This is a genomic window from Phytopseudomonas straminea (assembly GCF_900112645.1).
GTDB classification, from domain to species: Bacteria; Pseudomonadota; Gammaproteobacteria; order Pseudomonadales; family Pseudomonadaceae; genus Aquipseudomonas; species Aquipseudomonas straminea.
The window spans coordinates 104,657-129,638 of the sequence record NZ_FOMO01000008.1 but is presented as its reverse complement, the minus strand read 5'-3'; the positions used below and the strand labels follow the sequence as shown (position 1 = coordinate 129,638).

Sequence of the window (24,982 nt, the reverse complement as noted above, 5' to 3'; positions counted from 1 at the left end):
CGTTACGCGGTCAGCGCGTCGATCAGAACTCGTGATCGGCGGTGTCCGGGTTCAGGTCGTTGATACCCAGTTTGGCGGCGGCCTGTTCGATGGCACCAGTCTGCTTGACCAGAGCAGCGATGGCGTCGCGCACCAGTTGCTGGCCTTCGGCGTTGTCGGCGGCGATCAGCTGGTCGAAGTGCACGTTGTTCTTCTCGGCACTGTCGACCAGCGCCTGCAGCTTGGCTTCGGTGGCTTGCAGATCGGCCTTCACGGTGCTGTCGGTGGCGGCGTCAGCCTTGGCGACCAGCTCGGACAGGCTCGGGCCGGTCAGGGTGCTGCCGTCTACCTTCTTGTACTCGCCCAGGTAGACGTTACGAATGCCTTTGCCGTTGTAGAAATGCGAGTTGTGGGTGTTGTCGCTGAAGCAGTCGTGCTCGTCTTCGGTGGAGTTGGCTTCCAGGGCGACCTTCATGCGCTCACCAGCCAGCTCGCCGAGGGACAGGCTACCCATGCCGAACAGCATCTTGCGCAGGCCGTTCTCGGCGGATTCGCCTTCCAGGGTGGCGCGGTAGTTGTCGGCCACGCCGGCTTTCCACTGACCAGCCATTTCGTCTAGATCGGCGACCAGCAGATCGGTGGCAGCTTTCAGGTAGGCGCGGCGACGCTCATTGTGGCCGCCGGTGGCGCCGTTACCCACTACATAGTCGGTAGCCGGACGCTCGCCAGCGCCTGGGCCGGTGCCGTGCAGGTCCTGGCCCCAGAGCAAGAATTCGATGGCGTGGTAGCCGGTGGCGACGTTGGCTTCGGAACCGCCCAGCTCGTTGAGGCTGGCCAGCAGATCCGGAGTGATTTCGGTGACGTCGATCTTGTCTTCGCCGACCTGGATCTCAGTATGGGCGATGATGTTGGCGCTGGCCGCCGGGTTGCCCAGGGCGTGCTGGTAATCGGAATCGACGTAGTCGATCAGGCCTTCGTCAAGGGGCCATGCGTTAACCTGGCCTTCCCAGTCGTCGACGAGAGTGTTGCCGAAGCGGAACACTTCGCTCTGCATGTAAGGCACACGAGCGGTCAGCCAGGCTTGGCGGGCGGCCTTCAGGGTTTCATCGTTGGGGTTGGCGAGCAGGGCATCGACGGCGCTCTGCAGTTTCTTGGCAGTGCTGGCGGCGTCGTCGAACACGGCCGAGGCGATGTCGGCGTAATGTTTGACCACGGCCTTTGCAGCGGCTTCGTCGAAGGCGCCGGCTGCTGCAGGTGCGCTGCTGGTCGCTTGCGCAGCCGGGGCAGCGGCTTGGTTGGCAGGCGCCTTGTCTTCGCCGCAACCCGCCAGGGCGATAGCGATGGTCAGCAGGCTGGCAGAGGCCAGGGGCATACGAATCATGACGAAATCCTTTGCGTGTTAATGGGGGGAGCGCGTGGGGCTCCACGCGAGCTGTAACATAATGCGAAAGATTTGCATTTTAAGCAAAGGGTCGATGTGCCAGCACCCAATCGCGAGGTTTGCGCGATTGGGTGGGAGAGGGGATTGAACAGACCGTTAAAAAAAGCCGGCGGCTAGGTAGTTTTTCAACGGTCTGTCAAAGCGTGGCGGGGTTAATCAGGCGCTGCGAGCGGCTGGACTGCTTGAGGTATTGAGTCAGCTCGCGTGCAGGCAGCGGCCGGCTGTAGTAGTAGCCCTGACCTTCATGGCAGCCCTGAGCGATGATGTAGGCCTCCTGCTCGGCGGTTTCCACGCCTTCGGCGATGACCTGCATGCCCAGGCTCTTACCCAGCTGAATGATGGCGCGCACGATGGTGGCGTCGTCTTCGTCTTCGAGCAGATCCTGCACGAAGCTCTTGTCGATCTTGATCTTGTCCAGCGGCAGGCTCTTCAGGTAGCTGAGTGAGGAGTAGCCGGTGCCGAAGTCGTCGATGGCGATCAATGCGCCGGAGCGGCGCAGGCTCAGCAAGTGCTGGGCAGCGGTGGTGATGTCTTCCATCAGGCCGGTTTCGGTGACTTCCAGCTCAAGACTGCGGGCGGGCAGGCGGTACATCTGCATCAGGTTGTTGATCACCCGCGGCAGCTCCGCGTGGTGCAGCTGCACGGTGGACAGGTTGACCGCCATGCGCAGCTCTCCATAACCCTGATCATGCCATTCACGCAGTTGGCGGCAGGTCTGGTCGAGTACCCATTCGCCAATGGGGATGATGCTGCCGTTCTGCTCGGCCAGCGGGATGAACAGGTCCGGGCCGACGAAGCCATGCTGCGGATGTTGCCAGCGCAACAATGCCTCGACGCCGACCACGCTGTGGTCGCGGTAGCTGATCTGCGGCTGGTAGACCACGTGAAGTTGGTTCAGAGCCAGGGCGTCGCGCAGGTCCTTTTCCAGCTCGCGGCGGCGGCGCATTTCGCTGTCGACGCTGGCGATGTAGAACTGGTAGCGGTTGCGCGAGCGGCTCTTGGCCAGGGTCATGGTCTGTTCGGCTTTCTGCAGCAGCTTTTCAGGGCTGTCGCCATCTTCCGGGAACAGGGTGATGCCGATGGTGGCGCGCAGTTGCACCTGATGGTCGTCGAGGGTGAAGGGCGTTTCCAGGTCGTCGAGCACGCTCTGCGCCAGTTCGGCAGCTTCGTAGGGTTGCTCGATATCGGCCTGCACCAGGGCGAACTGGTCGCCGCCCAGGCGCGCCAGGGCGCCGAGCCGGCCACTGTGGCTGCGCAGGCGGTCGGACAAGGCCAGCAGCAACTGATCGCCGGTCTGGTAGCTGAACTGTTCGTTGATGCCCTTGAAGTCATCCAGACCGACGCACAGCACCGCGACGCGGCGCTGCATGCGCCCGGAGTCTTCGAGGATCTGTTCGAGTTGCTGTTGCAATTGCAGGCGGTTGGGCAGGCTGGTGAGGAAATCGTACTGCGACATGCGCTGCAGGCTGGTTTCCGCCTCGCGTCGCAGGGTGGTGTTACGTTCTATCGAGGCGAGCAGCTGGTTGGCAGTGTTGATCCACAGGCCGAGCTCGTTGCGCTCGTTGCCGGCAAGCATTGGCAGCTTGGTCTCGCTGGGGCGGTCCGGGTTGATATTGCTCAGGTGCTGGATGATCAGGCCCAGGGGTTTGGTCAGCAGCCAGTAGTAGACCAAATACAACACCAGGCCCATTGCCAGTGCGCGCAGCACGCCGGAGATGAAGATGATCACCGAGTTGGTGAGAAAGCTTTCCCCGTACAACGCGGTGTCCAGGGTGATATTCAGGTCGCCGTAATATTCGTTGTACGGCTCGCGGCCAACCAGGCGTGTGCTGAAGCGCTGTTCTTCACCGAGAATCGGGTCGGTCAGCCAGCGCATGGGCAGGTCGGCGAGGGGGCGGCTTTTTTCGGCGAGCATCTGCTCACCCGGATGGCCGATGGAGGCCTCACGTACCGAGTCGTGGCGAAACAGGCCTTCGACCACCTGCATGCCCATCTCGCGATCCAGGCTGTAGACCGCCTGGGTGGAAGGGTCGCGGAACATGCCAAGGATACGCTGGGCGTCACTGGTGATCGAATGACGGGTCTTGTACATGTCGAACACGATCTGCCCGAGGCTTAGCACCACGCCCACGGCAAGCGCGGACAACAGCACCACGCGCAGCAGTTTCACGGACAAGCTGTGCTTGAGTTCCAGCTTCAAATGGCAGTTCCTTGTGCGATAACCGGCGCCGGATTGGGTTGAGTATTGGCAAACTCGCGGTGCCAGTCAAAGGCCGCATGTGCGCGACGCCCAATCTTGTCGCACTCAGGGTCTGTTTCGGAAAAAAACGACAGGCCTTGAGGCCGCTCGTCGCGGCCGTGAATTTATGGTGGATACAAAAATGCCCCCCTGACTCGCATCAGGAGGGCATCTTTACTTACCTAGGCAGGGCTCAGGCAGCGAAGTTCTTCGCCACGAAGTCCCAGTTGACCAGGTTCCAGAACGCCTCGACATACTTCGGACGTACGTTGCGGTAGTCGATGTAGTAGGCGTGTTCCCAGACGTCGCAGGTCAGCAGCGGGGTGTCGCCGCTGGTCAGCGGGCAGCCGGCGCCGATGGTGCTGGCCAGAGCCAGGGAACCGTCAGCCTTTTTCACCAGCCAGCCCCAGCCGGAACCAAAGGTGCCGATGCTGACTTTGCTGAACTCTTCCTTGAACTTGTCGAAGGAACCGAAGGCCTTGTCGATGGCTGCAGCCAGTTCGCCGGTCGGCTGGCCACCGCCGTTCGGGCTCAGGCAGTTCCAGTAGAAGGTGTGGTTCCACACCTGGGCAGCGTTGTTGAAGATGCCGCCGGAGGAAGTCTTGACGATTTCTTCCAGGCTCTTGCCTTCGAACTCGGTGCCAGGCACCAGGTTGTTCAGGTTCACGACATAGGTGTTGTGGTGCTTGTCGTGGTGGTACTCCAACGTTTCCTTGGAGATGTGCGGCTGCAAAGCATCGTGTGCGTAGGGCAGCGGCGGCAATTCGAAAGCCATGGTTATTCTCCTAATCAGGTCAGTTGCGATGAGCGCAAGGCCGATCACGGGCGGCCAAACTTGCGTCGGCGGGTTTATACCCTTTGCGACGCAGGGCAAGGATCATAGCACCGGGGCTACGCCATAACCACGCAGCAACTGTGCGGGATAGCTTGCCAGAGCCGTTGCGGGGCGTTTCAGGCCAGTTTCATCATCGCTACGCCGGCGAGAATGATCAGGCAGGCCATGGCGCGCAGCGGTGGCAGGCTTTCCTTGAGCCACAGTCGGCCGATCAGCAGGGCGAACACCACGCTGGTTTCGCGCAGTGCCGAAACCAGCGCCACAGGTGCGTGGGTCATGGCCCAGATGGCGATGCTATAGGCCAGCATCGACATGGCGCCGCCGAGCAGGCCGGCGCGCCAGTGCGGGCCGAGCGCGGAGACCACGGCCGGGCCGCGCTGGGCGATGATCACCAGTGCGGCGACCAGACCGTTGGCCGCGAACAGCCATGCTGAATAGGAAAGCGGGTCGCCATTGGCGCGGGCACCGCTGGCGTCGGCCAGGGTGTAGCCGGCGATGAACAGGGCGGTGAGCAGGGCATTGATCAAAAGGCCACGGCTGCTTGCGCCATGGCCGCCGCGGATCGCCATCAGCCAGATGCCGCCAACCAGCACACTCAGGCCCAGCCACTGGCCGGCGGGCAATATTTCGCCGAGAAAGAGAATTGAAAGCAGCGCCACCAGCAGTGGCGAACTGCCCCGGGAAATCGGATAGACCTGGCCGAGATCGCCATGTTGGTAGGCGCGGCTCAGGAACAGGTTGTAGCCGATGTGCAGCAGCGCCGAGAGGATGATCCATGGCCAGGCGGCTGCATGAGGAACGGCCACGAAAGGCAGGGCGATGAGGGCGACGATGCCGGCGCCGATCTGAATCAGCGAGGCGGTGAGAAAGCGGTCCAGACCGATCTTGAGCAGCGCGTTCCAGCCGGCGTGCAGAGCCGCGGCGGCAATGACCATCACAAAAACGCTGGTTTCCACGGCTGCTCCGTTGCATGTCAGGCGGGCCCCAGCATAACAGTTGGGGCCGCGGTAATGCGGGCGTTACAGCGGGCTGGCGATCAGTTGCCAGGCGATGGTGAACATCATGGCCGCGACCACCAGATCGATGATCCGCCAGGTCAGCGGGCGAGCCAGCCAGGGTGCGAGCCAGGCGGCGCCGAAGGCCAGGCACAGGAACCACAGCATCGACGCACTGGCCGCACCCGCTGCGTAGGCCGAGGGCACCGGCTGCTGAGCGCCGAGCGAGCCGATCAGCAGCACGGTGTCCAGGTATACGTGGGGGTTGAGCATGGTCACCGCCAGGGTCGCCAGCAGCACTGCGCGCAACGATCGCGAGGCGCCGGTCTCGGTTTGCAGCCCGGCGGGGCGGCAGGCGCGCCGCAGGGCCTGGGAGCCGTACCAGATCAGAAACGCGGCGCCGCCCCAGCGGGCGATGCCCAGCAGCAATTCGCTCTGCAGCAACAGGGTCGCCAGGCCGAACACGCCAGCGCTGATCAGCAGCGCGTCGCAGACGATGCACAGCAGCGCCACAGGCAGATGATGTTCGCGGCGCAGGCTTTGCGCGAGTACGAAGGCATTCTGCGCGCCGAGGGCGATGATCAGGCCGGCGGTGATCGCCAGGCCGTTGGTGTAGCTCTGCCACATGATGAGAGTCCTTGAAGTGCGCAGCAATGCGGTTGATGGCTGTCAGTCTGCGCGGATCATCTGTATAAGGAAAACCAATAGTGCTGATCGCTCATTAGGAAAATCGATGCTCGATTACAAGTTGTTGGCCGCTCTTGCTGCGGTCGTCGAACAGGCTGGTTTCGAGCGCGGCGCCCAGGTGCTGGGTCTGTCGCAATCGGCGGTGTCGCAGCGCATCAAATTGCTGGAGGCACGTATCGGCCAACCGGTGCTGTTGCGTGCCACGCCGCCGACACCCACCGATGTGGGCCGGCAGCTGCTCAACCATGTGCAGCAGGTGCGCCTGCTCGAACGCGACCTGCAGCGACAGGTGCCGGCTCTGGAAGCGGACGGCGAAGCCCAGCGCCTGCGCATCGCCATCAACGCCGACAGCCTGGCCACCTGGTGGGCAAGAGCCGTAGCGGACTTCTGCGCCAGCCACCGGGTGCTGCTGGAACTGGTGGTCGAGGACCAGGAGGTTGGCCTCAAGCGCATGCGCGCCGGTGACGTGGCCGCCTGCGTGTGTGCTGCAGAACGCCCGGTATCCGGCGCGCGGAGCCTGGCGCTGGGCGCCATGCGCTACCGTGCCATGGCCAGCCCGGCCTTTATCGCCCGGCATTTTCCGGGCGGAGTTAGCACCGCGCGCATCGCCCAGGTGCCGGCCATCGTGTTCGGCCCGGATGATCAACTGCAGCATCGCTACCTGAGCGAGCTGGGCCTGTCGGGCAGCTTTCTGCATCACCTGTGCCCCTCGTCCGAAGGCTTCCTGCGCCTGACTGCCGAAGGGCTGGGCTGGGGCATGGTGCCTGAACCGCAGATGACCGAGGCCATGACTCGCGGCGAGTTGGTCGAGCTGCTGCCTGGCCGACCCGTCGACGTGCCGCTGTACTGGCACCACTGGCGCAACGGCGGCGAACTGCTCGATCAACTGACCCGGCACCTGCAACGTCATACCGGCGATTATCTGGTGCCGCTGGCATGAGCACCGCTGTCGCTGGCAGCAAGACGCACTTATAGTGCGCGCAGCAGCGGGCGGAGGGCGTGATGAAGATTCTGGTCACCGGAGCAAGCGGGTTCATTGGCGGGCGTTTCGCGCGGTTCGCCCTCGAGCAGGGCCTGGACGTGCGCGTCACCGGCCGCCGTGAGGAAGCGTTCGAGCACCTGATTCGCCGCGGCGCGCAGTTCACGTCGGGCGACCTGGCCGATCCCGAGCTGGCGTTGTCGCTGTGCAGCGACGTCGAGGCTGTGGTGCACTGTGCCGGCGCCGTGGGTCTGTGGGGGCGCTACGAGTATTTCCACCAGGGCAACGTGGTACTCACCGAGAACGTCATCGAAGCCTGCCTCAAGCGCGGTGTGCGCCGCCTGGTGCACCTGTCCTCGCCGTCGATCTATTTCGATGGCCGCGATCACATGGGCCTGCGCGAAGAGCAGGTGCCCAAACGCTTCGCCAACCATTACGCACGCACCAAGTTCCTCGCCGAGCAGCGCCTGTTCGGCGCTCAGGAATTTGGCCTGGAAGTGCTTGCGCTGCGCCCTCGGTTCGTTACCGGGGCTGGGGACGTGAGCATCTTTCCGCGGATGATCGCCCTGCAACGCAAGGGCCGTCTGGCGATCATCGGCAACGGCCTCAACAAGGTCGACTTCACCAGCGTGCACAACCTCAACGACGCACTGTTCGGCGCCTTGCTGGCCGCCGGCCCGGCGCTCGGCAAGGCCTACAACATTAGCAATGGCGCGCCGCTGCCACTGTGGGACGTGGTCAACTACGTGCTGCGCCAGCTGGAATTACCACCGGTCACCCGTCATGTGCCGGTTGCTGTGGCGCGCAGCCTGGCGGTGGCCAGTGAAGGCGTGTGCAGCCTGCTGCCCGGTCGGCCGGAGCCCGCGCTGACGCGCCTGGCGGTGGACGTGATGAGCCGCAACTTTTCCCTCGACATCAGCCAGGCCCGGGAGCATCTGGACTATCAGGCAAGCCATGGCCTGTGGCCGGCGCTTGACGAGTTCTGCCGCTGGTGGAGAGCGCAGAGCTAGGCGCCCGCATTAGGCTGTCGCGGAACCCGAGCCGCTCGCTGTGGGTCTCTGTGGCCAATAAAGGCCGTTGCGAACCCCCGATTACTGGCACTGCGACACCCTAGCGACAGCCGTGAATCGGTATACTGCGCGGCACTTTGCCTCCACCCTGGTTTTCTCAAGGTCTCCCACATGCGTAACGATGCCCACGACGACTTCGATGACGTACCCAGCCTGACTCCGGATCGCCGCGATGACGACGATTTCGAGTCCGAGCCGCAGCCCTACGCTCGTGCTGCCGCGGCGCCACGTGCCGCCAAGGCGCCGCGCGCGGCCAGCACCGGGCCGCTGTGGGCGCTGGTTGGTGCCCTGAGCATCGCCCTGGCCGGCCTGGGTTGGTGGAGCTTTCAGCAGATCAGCCTGATGGAGCAGCAACTGGTGGCGACTCAGGAAAGCTTCGCGCGCATCAGCGAGGAAGCCGCCGGGCGCATTCAGGATATTTCCGGCAAGGTGGTGGCGGCCGAGTCGACCTCCACCAGTGGCAGCGAAGCGTTGAAACTGCAGGTGCGTCAGCTGGAGAACAAGCTGAACGAGCTGAGTAAGCAGCAGCAGGCTGCCGGTGGCCAGCAGAGCGGCCAGGACAAGCGCATCGAGCAACTTGTCGCCGACCTCAAGACCGCTCAGGGCGATGCCGGCAAGTACGGCGACAGCCTGAAGAGCTTGGGCAGCGGCCAGGACGCGCTGAAAAGCGAGCTCGCGAATCTGAAAACCGAACTGGCTTCGCTGAAGAGCAGCCAGGGCGACGCCGGCAAGCTGGCGACCCAGATCAAGAGCCTGTCCGGTGAAGTCGAGGCGTTGAAGAAGGCCGGCAATTCCAACGCCGCTGTCGAGCGCCTGGAGCAGGACATGCTGGTGCTCAAGAGCGAGATTGACAATCGCCCGGCAGCCAGCAACAGCGGCAGCAGCACCGCTGAGTTCGATGCCTATCGTGCGCAGACCACCCGCAGCATCAATACCCTGCAGGCGCAGATTCAGAACCTGCAGCAGCAGATCGACGCGCGTTGATCCGAGTCGCAGATATGAGAAAGCCCGCGTTTTACGCGGGCTTTTTTTGGAGCTAAAGAAAATTACAGACGCGGATAGTCGATATAGCCGACCGGGCCGGAGCCGTAGAAGGTGTCCTTGTGCGGCTCGTTCAGCGGCGCGTCCTGGCGCAGGCGCTCGGGCAGGTCCGGGTTGGCGATGAAGGGCACGCCAAAGGCCACGGCGTCAGCCTTGCCACTGGCCAGCCAGGCGTTTGCCTGATCCTTGGTGAAGCCTTCGTTGGCGATGAACACGCCGCCGAACGCCTCTTTCAGGCTCGGCGACAGGCTGTCGTCGGCCTCGTGCTCACGGGCACACAGGAAGGCGATGTTGCGCTTGCCCAGCTCGCGTGCCACGTAGGTGAAGGTTTCGGTGCGGTTGGAGTCGCCCATGTCGTGGCTGTCGGCGCGCGGCGCCAGGTGCACGCCCACGCGGCCCGGCTCCCACACGCTCAATACCGCATCGGTGACTTCCAGCAGCAGGCGGGCACGGTTTTCCAGGCTGCCACCGTAGTTGTCGGTGCGCTGGTTGGTGCTGTCCTGCAGGAACTGATCGAGCAGGTAGCCGTTGGCGGCATGGATTTCCACACCGTCGAAGCCGGCTGCCTTGGCGTTCTCGGCGCCCTGGCGGTAGGCCTCGATTACATCAGCGATCTCTTCGGTTTCCAGGGCGCGCGGAGTCACGTAGTCCTTCATCGGGCGGATCAGGCTGACGTGGCCCGCTGGCTTGATGGTGCTGGGAGCGACCGGCAGTTCACCGTTCAGGTAGACCGGGTCGGAGATGCGGCCCACGTGCCAGAGTTGCAGAACGATCTTGCCGCCGTTGGCGTGCACCGCTTTGGTGATGCCGCTCCAGCCACGCACCTGGTCGTCCGACCAGATGCCGGGCGTGTTCGGGTAGCCCACGCCCATGGGCGTGACCGAGGTGGCTTCGCTGATGATCAGGCCAGCCGAGGCGCGTTGCGTGTAGTACTCGGCCATCAGGGCGTTGGGCACGCGGCCTTCGTCGGCGCGGCAACGGGTCAGCGGCGCCATGATGACGCGGTTGGCGAGTTCCAGATCGCCGATCTTGATGGGGTCGAACAGTGTGGTCATTGCCTAGATCCTCGAAACATTCGCTTGGTACGGGTTGATGGACGGGTTAACAGTTCTGGTTGCAACGCATATTGCTCAGAGCTCACGGGTGATGCGCTCGATAAAGGCCGCGATGGTCGCCTCGTTGCGTTTGAAGAAATTCCACTGGCCAACCTTGCGGCTGGTTACCAGGCCGGCGCGCTGCAGGGTGGCCAGGTGGGCCGAAACCGTGGATTGAGACAGCCCGGTGGCCTGGTCGAACTTGCCGGCACATACGCCGATTTCGAAGGAGTGATCGGGCTGCACGAAGTGCGCTTCGGGCTCTTTCAGCCAGCGCAGAATTTCGCGGCGCACGGGGTGGGCCAGGGCCTTGATCACTTCGTCCAGGTCCAACTCTTCGGGTCTCATCGGCTCTCCTGCGCAGCTGCAACGGTATATCGCGATGGGGCGAACTTTATATCGAGACTTGGCGATATACAGATCGTTCAAGGAGATAGTGCATATCGAGCGGCATGATGGCGCGCCTATCGCGGTCAGCCGACCGAGGCTTTAAGCTGGGCGGCATGAACTACCTCGCACACCTTCATTTGGGCGGCTATGCGCCCGCCGAACTGCTTGGCAGCCTGTATGGCGATTTCGTCAAAGGGCCGCTGGCCGGGCAATGGCCGGCCACCATCGAGGCGGGTATCGCCTTGCATCGGCGCATCGACGCCTTTACCGACAACCATCCGCTGCAGGCCAGGGCGCGGGCACGTTTTCCCGTCGAACGGCGTCGGGTGGCCGGGATCTTTCTCGACCTGTTCTTCGATCATTGCCTGGCTCGCGACTGGCAGCGTTACAGCGACCAGCCGCTGCAACATTTCACCGACCGCGTCTATCGCGTGCTGGCCGCCGAACCGCAACTCCCTAGCAGCCTGCAGCGCATCGCCCCACGTATGGCGGCCCAGGACTGGCTGGGTAGCTACGAGGAGTTCGAGGTGCTGGGACAGGTGATCACCGGTATGTCGCGGCGCTTGTCACGGCCAGGCTTGCTAGATGGCGGGCTGGACGAGCTGCGCCGTCTATACGAGCCGTTGAGCGAGGATTTCAGCGTGTTCTATCCCGAGCTGATGGCCTTCGCCCGGGAGCAGCGCGAGGCACTGACACCCGCCGTTGGCTGAGCGAGCCCCAGCCGGTTATCAGTCCTGACCGGTGTTCTGCAATTTGTCGAACAGCGTGGCGTCGACCTTCTTGCGTCGTGCGCCTTCCAGATGCGCGCGCATGCGGTCGGCGGCGGCGAGGCGGTCGCCCTGTTCGATCAGGTCGAGGATTTCCAGGTGCTGTTCGACCTGGGCGCGGCGATGTTCACGGGACACGTCCACGCGATATTCGACCAGGCGGCGCAGGCGATCCAGACGCTTGAGCGACTGCAGCAGAAAGCGGTTGCCGGAGAAGCCGGCGATGATCTCGTGGAAACGCGAGTTGGCTTCGTAGAGCTCTTCGATGGTCATGCTCAGGTAACCGCCCTCGGCGATGAACGCCTGCTGCTTGCGGCAGCTGGCCAGCAGCTCGCGGTCGACCTGGAAGGTCGGCGACAAAAGACCGGCCGGCTCGATGATCGAGCGAAAGGCGAAGCTCTCCTCGTAAGCCTCGATGGAGTCGATCACCGGCAGCATCTTCCAGCCTTGGCCGCTACGCTGCTCGGCCCAGCCTTCCTGCTGCATACGCAGCAGCGCCGCGCGCAGCTCCGCGCGAGATACATCGAACTGACGCATCAGCTCGATCTCGGTGAACTGCTCCGGCAACTGCCGCGACAGGCGCAGGGCGACGAAGCGGCGATACACCGAATCTTCCTCGGCCTCTGCGATTTCCTGTACCAGCTCGTTGAGGTCTTCCGCGGCGCGGGCCAGGAAGAAGCCGCGATTGCGGTCGTGCTTGAGCATGCCGCGCTCGGCGAGGTGGTTGAGCACGAACTTCACCGGCGTACGTGAGGTGTTCAGCGTCTGTGCCAGGTGCGATTCGGCCAGGTGGTGGCCGATGGGCAGGCGCTCACGGCGCACGTAGGCGATCACCTCGCGGGCGACGCGCTTCTGCAGGGCAGTGAGTACCGCCGACGGGGTGTTGTCCTGGGCCATGGCAGTGAGCGTCGATTCCTGTCTGGGGTGGTTCGCCGGCGCCGATCAGCGGGCAGGCGCTGCATTCTGCTACGTAAACGAGGCCACGAAAAGATGCCGGGTAGCTGATGCTTTTCAATGGTAGATTGTTTTTTATTATTCTAAAGATCAATAATGGTCGGGTCGATTCACGAGGCCTTCGGCAATATTTCCTGATTAATGCCGTCGCGCTTGACAGGCTGTGAATAACGTAGCGATAAAAAACATCCAAGATTCGCCTTCCGTTTTCCGCGACCACCTCGATTTTGATCCATCACCAGGCCGCTGGTGCACGTACCGAAGGGGACGCAATGTTCAAGACCCACTGGAGCAATCACCTGGGAACGCCGCTGGTCGGTGCCCTTGGCGCGGTAATCGCGACGTATATCGGTTGGCCGCTGCCCTGGATGATCGGCTCGCTGGTGGCGGTGATCCTGGTGCGCTGCTTCAGCACCTGGCAGCTGCAGCCGTTGCCGGGCGGGCGCAAGGTCGGTCAGTGGATCATCGGCATCGGTATCGGCCTGCACTTCACGCCGGCGTTGGTGGCGCAGATCGGCGGGCATCTGCTGCCGATCATCGTCGGTGCACTGATTACCGTGCTCAGTAGCATCGCTGGCGTCTGGTTCATGCGTCGCACTGGTGAAAGCATGGCCACGGCGTATTTTTCCAGCATGCCGGGCGGCTCTGGCGAAATGGTCAACCTCGGCGCCCGCAATGGCGCCGAGCTAACTCGAGTGGCGGCGGCGCAGAGCCTGCGCGTGGTGGCGGTGGTGCTGCTGGTGCCTGCGGTGTTCAAGTTTCTGCTGGGCGATGGTGAGGCGCATCACCACACGGTTCACGTCGACTGGCCCTGGCTGGCCCTGATCCTACCGGTGGCCGGGTTGGCCGGCTGGCTGTTACAACTCTACCGCCAGCCCAACCCCTGGCTGTTCGGCCCGCTGCTGGTCAGCGCCGCGGCGAGCATCGGTTTCGACCTGAACAACACGCTGCCGGCGGGCGCCAGCCAGGTCGGCCAGCTGATGATCGGCAGCGCTCTGGGCTGCTTCTTCAACCGCGCGTTCTTTCGCTACGCTCCGTCATTTCTGGCCCGCACGCTGCTCACCACGCTGGTGATGATGGTCGTAGCCTTCGTCGGCGCGGTGCTGGTGAGCTGGGCAAGCGGACTGGATGTGCAATCACTGACCTTGGGGATGATGCCCGGCGGCATCGCCGAGATGAGCCTGACGGCCGAGACCCTGCAACTGGCGGTGCCACTGGTGACGGCGATGCAGGTGGTTCGGCTGTTTCTGGTGCTGTTTCTGGCAGAGCCGATTTTCAGACGTTGGTTGCAGAGCGATAGTCCGCAGTTGCGGCGGGCGTGATCGATCTCTTGGTAATTCCACGGGCAGTGGTCGCGATGTAGTGAGAATGCACGCAAGTGCACTACCCGTGGGAGCGGGCCATGCCCGTGATTTTTTCGCGCGCATGGCGCGCTGCTACAACCGCAGCAGGGTCTGAGAGTATGGAAGGATCCGCCGGGAAAGCTCGCGGCTAAAGCCGCTCCTACGCGGTCGCTGGGATTGCGCTTTTGCCCTGTCGCCATTGCGCTGCGGAAAAATGAGTTCGGAAGATGGTGAGCCGGCTTCAAGCCGCAGCCTGCGCTTCCGGCTGCCGTCCATACAGCGCCTCGCTCACCGCCGCCTGCGCCCGGCGGGCCAGTTCGTTGCGGTTGCCGGAGTTGCTGGCAATCGGCTCGAGCAACTGGATTTCCACCTCGGCCACATCGCTTTTCATCAGCCGCAGCAGGTGCGAGAGCATGTCGTCGTCGCCGATAAAGGGCGCCACGCTGCAGCGATGGCCATCGCGCAGGTAGCGAATGGCGACCGGCTGCAGGTCGATGCCGCTTTCGATGGCGCTGCTCAGCAGGCGGCCGTGAAAGGTACGCAGGGCGGCGCCGTCGCACGTGGTGCCTTCGGGGAAGATCAGCAGGTGGCGGCCGCCGCCTAGGTGGCGACCCAATTGCTGGTTGAGCAGCCCGCCGTCCCCCGCGCCGCGGCGGATGAACAGGGTGCCGGCCTTGTGGGCCAGCCAGCCGGCCAGCGGCCAGGTACGCACTTCGGCCTTGGACAGGAACGACAGCGGTGCCAGCATGCCGATCAGCGGGATGTCGGTCCAGGAAATATGATTACTCAGCCACAGCATCGGCTTGCGTGGCAGTTGCCCCTGCACACGAACGCGAAAGGGCAGGGCGTTGCCCAGGCGGGCCAGCCACCAGCGGGTCAGGTGCTGGCGAAGGCCTGTCAGATTGCGGCGGGTGAGGCGCTCGACCGGCACCAGAAAGGCGGCCAGCAGCGTGCCGACGGCCAGTACAGCTGCCAGGCGGGTCAAGCGCAGATACAGACGCAGATTGCTCATCAACATCGGGCCAAGGTTGGGAAACGGAAAGGCGCGCGGCTTTTCGATATAGCCAGCACCGGCGCGGCCTTTCTACCGCGCCGGGCCAGTGTGGGCAAGTCGTCGATCAGACTGCCGCTTTGAAGTGTTTGGCATAGCGGGGGCACAGCTCGTCGCGCTTGAGCAGGATGAACACGTCGGCAACCTGGAAATCCTTGTCCCAGCAAGGCTCTCCGCACACCTTGGCGCCCAGGCGCATGTAGGCCTTGAGCAGCGGCGGCATTTCAGCGATCACATTGCCGGAGACTTCCATCGCCGGCAGCGGCGTCTTTGGTTCGGCGCGCAGGTTTTCGGTGCACAGGTAGCGTTCGCGCAGGCGCTGCATGATCGCCTGGGCCTGGATGCCACCGTCCTGCATGGGGATGCTAGCGCAGCCCATCAGGTAGCGGTAGCCGCCTTCGTTGAGCACTTCGGCCAGCTCGGCCCACAGCACGGCGATGGTGCCGCCGTTGCGGTAGGCGGCATCCACGCAAGTGCGGCCGATTTCCAGCACCGGGCCTTGCAGGTGGCGCAGGCCGTGCAGGGCGAATTCCTCTTCGCTGTAGAAGCGGCCCAGGCTGGCAGCCGCCTGGTGGTCGAGCAGGCGGGTGGTGGCCACCAGCTCGCCGCTGTTCAGGTCGCGCACGCCGATATGGCGGCAGTGCAGGTCGTAGTCGTCCATGTCCAGGCCCAGTTCGGCGCCCTTGAGCTTGGCGTCGAATTCGGCGCTGAACACGCGAAAGCGCAGGGCCTGGGCCTCGCGCAGGGCGCGTGGCGTGGTCAGGCGCTCGGCCTGCAGGCGACGGGACGTGTTGCGCTCGGGTGCCATGGCGTTCTGGGTCATGCCTTACCTCCTTTGCGTCCCGGGCAGCCTCGCTGCGCACGGGCCGGATTGACCTGCAGACCTGAGCGAACTCAGGAAACAGGCTCAGGCTAGGCAGTGCCGGTGTCACGCCCATGAAGGTTCGGTGATGCTTGTGTGACAGCGCTCAGGCTGCGATCAGGCGTGCAGCACAGGTGCGGCTTGCTTACCATGGGCGTCTTTGAGCCTCTCGAGCGCCCACTGCCCATGTTCTTCATCCGCAACCTCGCCGTACCCTTCATCCTCATCATCGGAGGCGTGGTCGCCATGATGGGGCTGGCGATCCTTTCCCGGCAGGGCGGCGCGGTAGCGGACTGGGCGCGGGCGATGTTCCCGTGGCTGGGCGTGTTGCCGGCTTTGGGCGCGGTCTGGGCGGCGCGGCGGCTGGTGCAGATCTGGCAATGGCAGCGCGGCACCTTGAACGGCGGCTGCCCGAGCTGCACGGGCGTGATGACCGGTGGGCGCTGCCGCATGTGTGGGCAACGCTGAAATATCGGCGGCTTTTGCTGATCCAGGTCATCACGTACGCAGAGGCCACTGCCTAAGCTCAGCGCCTTTGCCTGACAGGTGTGTCGGTATGCGCCGCGACCCCATCGTGCTGTTCGATAACGGCATCCACCGCTGCATGATGTTCGACGACCTGGTCAGTGGCGAGGGCGTGCAGTCCAACCAGTTCCTGATCATCGATAACGACCAGTACCTGCTGCTCGACCCGGGCGGGGACCTGACCTACGTGCCGCTGAGCATGGAGCTGTCCAAGCACATTCCGGTGCAGGAGCTGACCTACATCTTCGCCTCGCACCAAGACCCGGACATCATCGCCTCCCTCGATAAATGGCTGCTGCATACCAAAGCCCAGGTCATCTGTTCCAAGTTGTGGGCGCGCTTTCTGCCGCACCTGACGGCCAACTACCTGGCGTTGAGCCGCGGCATCAACACCTATGACCGCATCACCGCGCTGCCGGACCGCGGTCAGTCTTTCGCACTCGGGCGTTGCACCCTCAAGGCGGTGCCCGCACATTTTCTGCATTCGGTGGGCAACTTCCAGCTCTATGACCCGCTGAGCAAGATCCTGTTTTCCGGCGACATGGGCGCCTCGATGCTCGATGACAGCGGCCCGGTTACCGACTTTGCCGCCCATGTGCCGAGCATGCTCGGCTTTCACCGTCGCTACATGGCCAGCAACAAGGCCTGCCGCCTGTGGGCCGCAATGGTGCGCGACATGGACGTGGAAATGATCGTGCCGCAGCATGGCCGGCCGTTCGTGGGCGGCGAGATGATCAGCGCCTTTCTGTACTGGATCGAGAACCTGGAGTGTGGGCTCGACCTGCTCGGCCCCGAGGACTATCAGCTGCCGCGCTGACAGCTTATAGGCGCCGCCCTTTGCAAGGCGCACGGCGCCGGCTATCTTGGCGCATCCTCCGTTGTTGCCGAGATGTCATGCGCCGTTTTTCCCCTCTTTTTTGTGTGTGCGACTGATGCCCGGTCAGGTCTATCCCTGGCGTCAGGGCAATCAGTTCACCTTGCTCAACGACGGCCCGGCATTCTTCCCGCGGATGATCGCCTGCATTGATGCCGCCTGTGAAACGGTGGAACTCGAACAGTACCTGGTGTGTAGCAGTGCCTGCACCGACGCGCTGCTACGGGCCCTGTGCGAGGCAGCCGCGCGAGGGGTGGCGGTGCGCTGCCTGTTCGACGCCTTCGGCTGTCAGGCACTGAATGCCGCCGACCGCCAGCGCATGCTCGATGCCGGCATCCAGCTGCGCTGGTACAACCCGCTGCGCTGGCGTCGCGGCGTGCGTAACCTGTACCGCGACCACCGCAAACTGCTGGTGGTCGATAGCCGCGTGGCCTTCGTCGGCGGTACCGGCTCAACGAATGATTTCTGGACGCCCGGCGAGCCCGAGAGCGCCTGGCACGAAGTGATGGTGGAGATCGACGGGCCGCTGGTGGCTGACTGGCTGCAGCTGTTCGACCGCCAATGGCAGGCAAACAACTCGCGCTTCGCCTGGCGCCCGTACCTCACCCCGCACCGTCAGCCGTTGCCGCACTTGCCAAAAGAGGGGCCAGGCTGGGGGCGGGTGGCCTATGCCGACGCCCGCCAGCACCGCGACATATTGCAATCGCTGGTTCGCGCGCTCAACGGCGCCCAGCACCGGGTGTGGCTGGCCACGCCGTATTTCCTGCCCACCTGGCGTGTGCGCCGGGCGCTGCGCAAGGCCGCTGGCCGCGGCGTCGACGTGCGCCTGCTGCTCAGCGGCCGGCACACCGACAACCCGCCGGTGCGCTTTGCCGGGCAGCGTTATTACCCGCGGTTGCTGCGTGCCGGCGTGCGCATCTTCGAATTCCGCCCGCGTTTTCTGCACCTTAAGATGGTGCTGGTCGATGACTGGACCAGCGTCGGCTCCTGCAACTTCGATCACTGGAACCTGCGCTTCAACCTCGACGCCAACGTCGAGACGCTGGACGCCGGCTTCACTGCAGCGGTGCAGCAGAGCTTCGAGACCGATTTCCCGCAGAGCCGCGAAGTGGACCTTGAGATGTGGCAGGCACGGCCGTTCTGGACCCGTGTGCGTCAGCGCGTCTGGGGCTGGGCGGACCGGTTGATCGTCAACCTGCTCGATCGACGCCGCTGATTCGCCCCAGAATCCGCAGGTACAGCTGCATGGTGGTGCCCGCGCCGGGAGTCGTCAGCACGCGCACGTCGCCGCCGGTGGTGTTGGCGAATTCGCGAGCCTGGGCCAGGCCCAGCCCGGTGCCTTTGCCAGCCTGCTTGGTGGTGAAGAAGGGGTCGAATACCTTGGCCGCCAGCTCGGCAGACATGCCAGGACCGTCGTCCTGCACGCTCAGCACCAGATAATTGCCGTCGCTCAGCTGTTTGTCGCCGAGTAGTTGTTCCTGGTGCGTGGTGATCAACACCCTGCCGCGGCCCTGCATGGCGTCGCGGGCATTGCTGAGCAGGTTGAGCATCACCGCCTGCAGCTGCACCTCGTCGCACATCACGCCGACATCGCGAGCACTCAGATCGAAGCTCAGCGTGACGGTGTCGCCCAGGGTGCCGGCCAGCAGCTCACGGGCGGCCTCAAGACGCTCGCTGATATCCACACAGGCCAGCTCCGGGCCGTCCTGGCGTACATTGGCGAGCAGCTGGCGGATCAGTTTGCCGCCTTGCTCCACCGCCTGCAGACCAGTCTGGGTCAAGCGCTCGACGTCCGCGGGCCGTCGTGCGCGTAGCTGTGCCATCTGCAGGCTGGTGCTGAGCACCTGCAGCAGGTTATTGACATCGTGGGCGATGCTGGCGGTGAGCATGCCGAGTGACGACACGCGGCGTGCATGGCGCAGCGACTCCTCGGCCTTGCGATGCCGCGCCTTGGCCTGTTCCAGCTTATCAAGCAGCTTGCTGGCGCGGCGTTCGCGTTGCTGCTCCAGCAGGCGCAGCTGCAGCAGAGCGGCAGTCTGCCGGGCCAATGCCTGCAGTGCCTGACGCTGGTGGGCAGGGAGGGTGCGTGGTTTGGTGTCGATCACGCACACAGTCCCTAGCGGATGGCCGGCATCGGTACGAATCGGCGCACCGGCATAGAATCGAATGTGCGGTTCGCCGAGCACCAGAGCGCTGTGCTGGAAGCGCGGATCCTCGGTGGCATCCTCGACCACCAGCACGTCATCGGGTTCAAGGATCGCATGGGCGCAGAACGCCAGGTCACGGTGCGTCTCGCGCACGTCCAGACCCACACAGGCCTTGAACCACTGGCGCTCGCGGTCGACCAGGGAAACCAATGCAATCGGGGTGTCGCACAGGGTGGTGGCCAGCAGCACCACGTCATCGAAATTCTGCTCGGGTACCGAGTCGAGGATGTCGAGATGCTCGAGCGACAGAACGCGATCTTCTTCGTCATGCGGTGCAGGGGCGGGGCGATGGGACATCGGCGGGTACCGCAGAAAGAGTGACGGCATGATGCGCTGTAGGTTGTACAAGAGGCAAGCAACTTGTCGGATGCGTCAGCTTGTAGACGTCGTGCATAAGCACCGTGCCAGGTTTGGAGTAGCGAAGTGTTGAACCCGCTTTTCGCCGCTTCGGTCACAACCTGCAGATGGCCTTTAAAGGCCGCGCACAGCCGTTAGCCGATGAGGTGATCCATGCAGATATTCGAAGCGTTGCGCGAGAGTCATGACCGGCAGCGGGCGATGGCCGAGGCGTTGCTCGCTACCACCGGTGATTCGCCCGAGCGGGCCGAGCGTTACAGCGAGCTGAAGGACGAGTTGCTGGCCCATGCCCGGGCCGAGGAGCGGTTCTTCTATTCACCGCTGATGAAGCACGATGCCGGGGTTGATCTGTCCCGCCATGGGGTGGCCGAGCACCACGAGATGGACGAGCTGCTGGAAACCCTGGAGGAAACCGACCCCTCCAGCCCGTCGTGGATCGCCACGGCGCGCAAGCTCAAGGACAAGATCTTCCATCATCTGGAAGACGAGGAGCACACCTTCTTCCAGCAGGCCGGCAAAATGCTCGCCGACCAGCAGAAGACCAGTCTGGCCAGTCAGTACGTCAAGGATTACCAGGACGCTCTGGACTGAGCGCCGCTCGCTATTCGGCGAGCAGTTCTCGCACCCGTGAGGCCAGAGCGTCGAGAGTGAAGGGTTTGGTCAGCACGGTGATGCCAGGCGCCAACTGACCATCGGTGAGTAGCGTATTTTCCGCGTAGCCGGTGATCAGCAACACTGGCATGCCCGGCCGTTGCTGCCTGCCGGCATCGGCCATCTGCCGGCCGTTCATGCCGCCAGGCAGGCCGACGTCGCTGATCAACAGGTCGATGGCGGCGTCCGAATGCAGAAGGCCGATGCCCGCTGCGCTGTCGCCGGCTTCGATCACCGTCAGCCCCAGTTCTTCGAGCACATCGGTGACCAGCAGGCGAATGGTCGGCTCGTCGTCGACCACCAACACCGTCTTGCCTTGGCGTTCTTGCGCAGGTTCGAGTGCGGGAATGCTACCCGGCTCGGTTTCGCTCTGCGGGTTACCGTTGTGTCGCGGCAGGTAAAGCGTTACTACCGTGCCTTCATCTTCAACCGACGTGATGCGCATTTGCCCGCCGGATTGCTTGGCGAAGCCGTAGGCCATGGAAAGTCCCAGGCCGGTGCCTTCGCCGATCGGTTTGGTGGTGAAAAACGGCTCCACCGCGCGGGCAACGATGTGGGCGGGCATGCCCACGCCATCGTCGTTGACCGCCAGGCTCAGGTAAGAGCCCGGCGTCAGGTTCAGTGCGGTGGCCTGGGTTGCGTCGATATGCAGGTTGCGGGTGCTGACCTTGATCACGCCGCCACCTGGCATGGCGTCGCGGGCGTTGATGCACAGGTTGAGCAGGGTATTTTCCAGCTGCGAGGCGTCGACCAGAGCCGTCCAAAGGTCGGCCTGCAGATCGCTCTCCAGGCGAATGGCCGGGCCGACGGTGCGCTGGATCATTTCCAGCATGCCGGCGATCAACTGGTTGGTGTCTGTGGGGCTGGGCAGCAGCGTCTGCCTGCGCGAGAAGGCCAGCAGGCGATGGGTCAGGGCGGCGGCGCGGCGAGTGGCGGTTTCCGCGGCGCTCATGTAACGGGCCAGCTCATGGAAACGGCCCTGTTCGATGCGCAAGTGCATCAGCTCCAGCGCACCGGAGATACCGGCCAGCAGGTTGTTGAAATCGTGGGCCAGACCGCCGGTCAGCTGGCCGATGGCCTCCATCTTCTGCGCCTGGCGCAGGGATTCCTCTGCCATATGCTGGGCTGTGACGTCGCGACCAACGAAATGGAAGATCCGCCCGGAGGGATCCGGGCCGGCCGTCCACATGAAGGTGCGCGTTTCGCCATCCTTGCTGCGCAAGCGGCTGGTGAAGTCGCTGACCTTTTCACCCTGGCGCAGACGTTCCATGAGATTGAGCACATCGGCCCAGTCGTCCTCGACCACCACGTCGAGAAAGGGCGCGCTGAGCAGTGTGTCTGCCTCCCAGCCGAGCAGTTGCGTCCAGGCCGGGTTGATGGTCTTGAGGTAGCCGTCCAGCCCCGCCGATCCCATCAGATCGTTGGTGGTTTCCCACAGACGGTCGCGTTCGGCGGTGCGCTTGCGCAGTTCGGCGCGGTTGAGTTTCTCTCGTGTGATGTCGCGGGCCGAGCAGTAGGTCTTGCGGCCGTCGGGCACCGCCACCCAGGACAGCCAGCGCCAGTCGCCGTTGCGGCAGCGGAAGCGGTGCTCCAGTCCCAGCGCCGGCTCTCCGGCGCTCTTGAAGTTCATCCACACCTGTTTTGTGGCAGCCTGGTCCTTGGGGTGGACGAATTCGAGGAAGTGAACGCTGGCCAGTTCCTCCTCGCTCCAGCCCAGGGTGGCCTGCCAGGCCGGGTTGGTGGTCTCGAAGTAGCCATCGTGGTTGAGCACGCCGAGCAGATCCGGGGTGATCTGCCAGGTACGGCCACGCTCGAAGGTCTGGGCAATGACCTTCTGTTCGAGCTCGGCATTGAGCGCCATGACCCGGGCGATGGCACGGTCACGTTCCCCTTCGATGGCGCGGCGCTCTTCGACGTTGATCAGCACGCCGGGAAAACTCAGGCCCGTACCATCGGCTGCCAACTCGACACGGCCGTTGGCTTCCAGCCAGTAATAACGGCCATCGGCGCGGCGCACGCGGTACTGGTGGGCGTAGGGGCCGCCGCGGGCAATCGCTTCGTTGATGGCAGCGAGCAGGCTGTCGATGTCGTCCGGGTGAACCGTCTCAACTACCTGCTGCAGGCTCAGGCCGCGGCGGCCAAGTGCCGGATCCAGACCGAAGCTGCGGGCGAAGGCTTCGTCGACCGTGAACTGGTTGCTAGGTAGGTCCCAGAACCAGGTACCGATGATCGCACCGGCAGCCAGCGCCAATTGCACCCGCTCGGCGTTGGCGACGGCCGGCTGCTCGATGGTGACCACCCGAGTGGTCTCGATGGCGACATTCAGGAAACCGGCGACCTGGCCTGAATCGTCGCGCAGCGGGCTGTAGGAGAAGGTCCAGTAGGTGTCTTCGGGCTGGCCGCTGCGGTGCAGCAGAAGATGCATGTTTTCATCATGCACCGGCTCACCGCGTAGCACCTGCTGCACCAGCGGGCCTAGGGTCGGCCACACATCGGCCCACGCAATTTCAATGGGCTGGCCGAGGGCATCAGGGTGATGCTTGCCGAGAATGGCCGCGTAGGGCTCGTTGTACAGCAAGGTGCGCCGAGGACCCCAGACAGCGCACATGGCGAAGCTGCTGGTGGCCATGATCGCGCAGGTGGTGCGCAGCGCGGCGGGCCAGCTGTGCTGGGGGCCGAGCGGCGTGGCGGCCCAGTCGAAATCGTCAAGGATGGATGGCACGGGACACCTTGCTGCGGTGCGGGTCGGCGCCCAGTGTGCCTGAGCGGGAGCGGCAAACCCAGCAGCATTTGCCACGATTGTTCATGGAATTTGCGAGCTTTCTACCGTAATCCTTCGGCATCCTTGCTTCAGGCTTGTACAGCTCGCATTGCTTGTAGAACTTCTCAAGGCGCTGTTGCTCGAATCACCTACAGGGGCTTGTTCAATCGGCCCCGCCAGCAACGCTATAGGTAAGCCGATGCCAACAGGTGGCAAGCACGATTTCCGGGTCGACAACGCCTCGTCGGGCGACATTTCCGGCTCGGGGAAGAACATCTTCTTCGCAGCGGTGGAAACCACCCGCATGCCGATGATCGTGACCGATCCCAACCGTCCCGATAACCCGATCATCTTCGCCAATAACGCCTTTCTGGAAATGACCGGCTATGAGGTCGAGGAAATCGTCGGCCAGAACTGCCGCTTTCTGCAGGGCGCGGAAACCGACCGCTCGGTGGTCGCCCAGGTGCGGGAGGCCATTACCAAACGCCAGGAGATCTCGGTTGAGCTGATCAACTACCGCAAGGATGGCTCGACCTTCTGGAACGCGCTGTTTATCTCCCCGGTATACAACGATGCCGGCGAGCTGATCTATTTCTTCGCCTCGCAGTTGGACATCAGCCGCCGCCGCGACGCCGAGGAAGGGTTGCGCCAGGCGCAGAAGATGGAGGCCCTGGGCCAGCTGACCGGTGGCATCGCCCACGACTTCAACAACCTGCTGCAGGTGATGATCGGCTACCTGGAAGTGCTCGAACGAACTGCCAGCAAGCCTCAATACGACGTCGATCGCATCCTGCGCTGCGTGAACAACGCGCGCAACGCCGCGGACCGCGCAGCCACGCTGACCCAGCAGCTGCTGGCGTTCTCGCGCAAGCAGAAGCTCGAAGGCCGGGTACTGAACCTCAACGGGATGATCAGCGGCTTTAAAGAGTTGGGCGAACGCACGCTGGGCAATGCGAATCTGCGTCTGACCCTGGACAAGAGCCTATGGAATTGCCGCATCGACCCCACTCAGGCCGAGGTCGCGTTTCTCAACATCCTGATCAACGCCCGCGACGCGCTTGAAGGTCGCGACCAGCCCGTGGTGCATATCGAAACCAAGAACGTCAGGGTCGAAGAACTGGGCAGCATGTCCTATGACGGGTTGATGCCGGGCCGATATGTCAGCGTGGCGATCACCGATAACGGCATGGGCATGTCCGAAGGCGTGAGCAGCCGGGTGATGGATCCATTCTTTACCACCAAGGATGAAGGCAAGGGTTCCGGGCTTGGCTTGTCGATGGTCTACGGTTTCGTCAAGCAATCTGGCGGCGCCGTGCGCATCTATTCGGAGGAGGGCGTGGGTACTACGTTGCGCCTGTACTTCCCGGCCGACGACAGCCAGGTGATCCACAGCCCGGCGAAGGAGCGCACTAATGAGCGAAACGGAACCGAGCGCGTTTTGGTGGTCGAGGACCGCCCGGATGTGGCGGACCTCGCGCGCATGGTGCTCGAGGATTATGGCTATGTCACCGACATCGCCCTGAATGCTCGCGAAGCGCTGCTGCGTCTGGATGTGGCCGAGTACGACCTGCTATTCACCGACCTGATCATGCCCGGCGGCATGAATGGCGTGATGCTGGCGCGTGAAGCACGCCGCCGCAAACCGGGCCTCAAGGTGCTGCTGACCACAGGCTACGCGGAGAACTCGCTGGAGCGCACCGATGCCGGTGGCAGCGAGTTTGATGTGATCTCCAAGCCCTACGTGCCCAACGAGTTGGCGCGCAAGGTGCGTCAGGTCATCGACGGGCCTACCGGTGTGAGCTGAGACGAGTGGCCGTGCGCGTCTAATTGGCGCTTCGCGGCCATTCTTGATGCCCCGGACGAGTGGTCGCAAGACTATA

General features: G+C 63.7%; 22 protein-coding genes. 10 read left to right on the top strand and 12 right to left on the bottom strand.

Annotation, left to right across the window (positions count from 1 at the left end):
- Positions 1 to 22: 22 nt before the first annotated feature.
- From BM279_RS18435 to BM279_RS18415, 5 genes are all read right to left on the bottom strand, one after another.
- Positions 23 to 1,360: an imelysin family protein gene (locus tag BM279_RS18435; protein ID WP_093506114.1), complete on the bottom strand. Its 1,338-nt coding sequence runs from the start codon at positions 1,358 to 1,360 to the stop codon at positions 23 to 25.
- 196 nt (positions 1,361 to 1,556) lie between these two features.
- Entirely contained in the window at positions 1,557 to 3,620 is a 2,064-nt protein-coding gene (locus BM279_RS18430; protein WP_093506112.1) for a putative bifunctional diguanylate cyclase/phosphodiesterase, read from the bottom strand.
- A 232-nt stretch (positions 3,621 to 3,852) separates the two neighbouring features.
- The gene (gene sodB / locus BM279_RS18425; protein ID WP_013790284.1) at positions 3,853 to 4,434 is read right to left on the bottom strand and encodes a superoxide dismutase [Fe]; all 582 of its coding nucleotides are present in this window, start codon (positions 4,432 to 4,434) and stop codon (positions 3,853 to 3,855) included.
- 176 nt (positions 4,435 to 4,610) lie between these two features.
- Positions 4,611 to 5,450, bottom strand: coding sequence for an EamA family transporter (locus BM279_RS18420; protein WP_093506110.1), 840 nt, complete (start codon positions 5,448 to 5,450; stop codon positions 4,611 to 4,613).
- Positions 5,451 to 5,513: 63 nt separating this feature from the next.
- A complete protein-coding gene (locus BM279_RS18415; RefSeq protein WP_093506108.1) occupies positions 5,514 to 6,116 on the bottom strand; it encodes a LysE/ArgO family amino acid transporter in 603 nt (200 codons plus the stop codon).
- A gap of 106 nt (positions 6,117 to 6,222) precedes the next feature.
- Here BM279_RS18415 and BM279_RS18410 point away from each other — a divergent pair, with 106 nt between their 5' ends.
- From BM279_RS18410 to BM279_RS18400, 3 genes are all read left to right on the top strand, one after another.
- Positions 6,223 to 7,116, top strand: a complete 894-nt coding sequence (locus BM279_RS18410) for a LysR family transcriptional regulator ArgP (protein WP_093506106.1) — start codon at positions 6,223 to 6,225, stop codon at positions 7,114 to 7,116.
- A gap of 62 nt (positions 7,117 to 7,178) precedes the next feature.
- Complete coding sequence (locus BM279_RS18405) at positions 7,179 to 8,165, top strand: NAD-dependent epimerase/dehydratase family protein (RefSeq protein WP_093506103.1); 987 nt, start codon at positions 7,179 to 7,181, stop codon at positions 8,163 to 8,165.
- Between the two features lie 171 nt (positions 8,166 to 8,336).
- Entirely contained in the window at positions 8,337 to 9,209 is an 873-nt protein-coding gene (locus BM279_RS18400) for an ATPase (RefSeq protein WP_093506101.1), read from the top strand.
- Between the two features lie 62 nt (positions 9,210 to 9,271).
- Here BM279_RS18400 and BM279_RS18395 read toward each other — a convergent pair whose 3' ends face one another.
- Together BM279_RS18395 and BM279_RS18390 are read right to left on the bottom strand one after the other, a co-directional pair.
- A complete protein-coding gene (locus BM279_RS18395) occupies positions 9,272 to 10,321 on the bottom strand; it encodes an alkene reductase (protein ID WP_093506098.1) in 1,050 nt (349 codons plus the stop codon).
- A gap of 75 nt (positions 10,322 to 10,396) precedes the next feature.
- Positions 10,397 to 10,708 (bottom strand): ArsR/SmtB family transcription factor, encoded by a 312-nt coding sequence (locus BM279_RS18390; protein ID WP_093506096.1) that lies wholly within the window; start codon positions 10,706 to 10,708, stop codon positions 10,397 to 10,399.
- Between the two features lie 155 nt (positions 10,709 to 10,863).
- On the opposite strand from BM279_RS18390, the gene BM279_RS18385 reads away from it, so the two are divergent.
- Positions 10,864 to 11,460 (top strand): acyl carrier protein phosphodiesterase, encoded by a 597-nt coding sequence (locus BM279_RS18385; RefSeq protein ID WP_093506247.1) that lies wholly within the window; start codon positions 10,864 to 10,866, stop codon positions 11,458 to 11,460.
- A gap of 18 nt (positions 11,461 to 11,478) precedes the next feature.
- Here the strand turns inward: BM279_RS18385 and BM279_RS18380 are convergent, their stop codons facing one another.
- Positions 11,479 to 12,414: a GntR family transcriptional regulator gene (locus BM279_RS18380; RefSeq protein WP_093506094.1), complete on the bottom strand. Its 936-nt coding sequence runs from the start codon at positions 12,412 to 12,414 to the stop codon at positions 11,479 to 11,481.
- 329 nt (positions 12,415 to 12,743) lie between these two features.
- Here BM279_RS18380 and BM279_RS18375 point away from each other — a divergent pair, with 329 nt between their 5' ends.
- Positions 12,744 to 13,793 (top strand): AbrB family transcriptional regulator, encoded by a 1,050-nt coding sequence (locus BM279_RS18375; RefSeq protein WP_093506092.1) that lies wholly within the window; start codon positions 12,744 to 12,746, stop codon positions 13,791 to 13,793.
- 262 nt (positions 13,794 to 14,055) lie between these two features.
- On the opposite strand, the gene BM279_RS18370 is transcribed toward BM279_RS18375, so the two are convergent.
- Both BM279_RS18370 and olsB read right to left on the bottom strand, forming a co-directional pair.
- Entirely contained in the window at positions 14,056 to 14,826 is a 771-nt protein-coding gene (locus BM279_RS18370) for a lysophospholipid acyltransferase family protein (protein ID WP_093506090.1), read from the bottom strand.
- 106 nt (positions 14,827 to 14,932) lie between these two features.
- Positions 14,933 to 15,688 carry an L-ornithine N(alpha)-acyltransferase gene (gene olsB / locus BM279_RS18365; RefSeq protein ID WP_093506088.1) on the bottom strand — a complete coding sequence of 252 codons (756 nt, stop codon included), beginning with the start codon at positions 15,686 to 15,688 and terminating at the stop codon, positions 14,933 to 14,935.
- A gap of 189 nt (positions 15,689 to 15,877) precedes the next feature.
- Here olsB and BM279_RS18360 point away from each other — a divergent pair, with 189 nt between their 5' ends.
- From BM279_RS18360 to BM279_RS18350, 3 genes are all read left to right on the top strand, one after another.
- On the top strand, positions 15,878 to 16,195 hold the full coding sequence (locus BM279_RS18360) for a hypothetical protein (protein WP_093506086.1): 318 nt from the start codon (positions 15,878 to 15,880) through the stop codon (positions 16,193 to 16,195).
- Between the two features lie 88 nt (positions 16,196 to 16,283).
- Positions 16,284 to 17,069 (top strand): oxygen-binding di-iron domain-containing protein, encoded by a 786-nt coding sequence (locus tag BM279_RS18355; RefSeq protein WP_093506084.1) that lies wholly within the window; start codon positions 16,284 to 16,286, stop codon positions 17,067 to 17,069.
- Positions 17,070 to 17,184: 115 nt separating this feature from the next.
- A complete protein-coding gene (locus BM279_RS18350) occupies positions 17,185 to 18,342 on the top strand; it encodes a phospholipase D-like domain-containing protein (protein WP_093506082.1) in 1,158 nt (385 codons plus the stop codon).
- Here BM279_RS18350 and BM279_RS18345 read toward each other — a convergent pair.
- Positions 18,317 to 19,630: a sensor histidine kinase gene (locus BM279_RS18345; protein ID WP_093506245.1), complete on the bottom strand. Its 1,314-nt coding sequence runs from the start codon at positions 19,628 to 19,630 to the stop codon at positions 18,317 to 18,319. The two genes, BM279_RS18350 and BM279_RS18345, sit on opposite strands and share 26 nt — an antisense overlap.
- Before the next feature lie 213 nt (positions 19,631 to 19,843).
- On the opposite strand from BM279_RS18345, the gene BM279_RS18340 reads away from it, so the two are divergent.
- A complete protein-coding gene (locus BM279_RS18340; protein WP_093506080.1) occupies positions 19,844 to 20,281 on the top strand; it encodes a hemerythrin domain-containing protein in 438 nt (145 codons plus the stop codon).
- Positions 20,282 to 20,291: 10 nt separating this feature from the next.
- On the opposite strand, the gene BM279_RS18335 is transcribed toward BM279_RS18340, so the two are convergent.
- Entirely contained in the window at positions 20,292 to 23,063 is a 2,772-nt protein-coding gene (locus BM279_RS18335) for a hybrid sensor histidine kinase/response regulator (protein WP_093506078.1), read from the bottom strand.
- A gap of 238 nt (positions 23,064 to 23,301) precedes the next feature.
- On the opposite strand from BM279_RS18335, the gene BM279_RS18330 reads away from it, so the two are divergent.
- A complete protein-coding gene (locus tag BM279_RS18330; protein ID WP_093506076.1) occupies positions 23,302 to 24,906 on the top strand; it encodes a histidine kinase famiy protein in 1,605 nt (534 codons plus the stop codon).
- Positions 24,907 to 24,982: the final 76 nt, after the last annotated feature.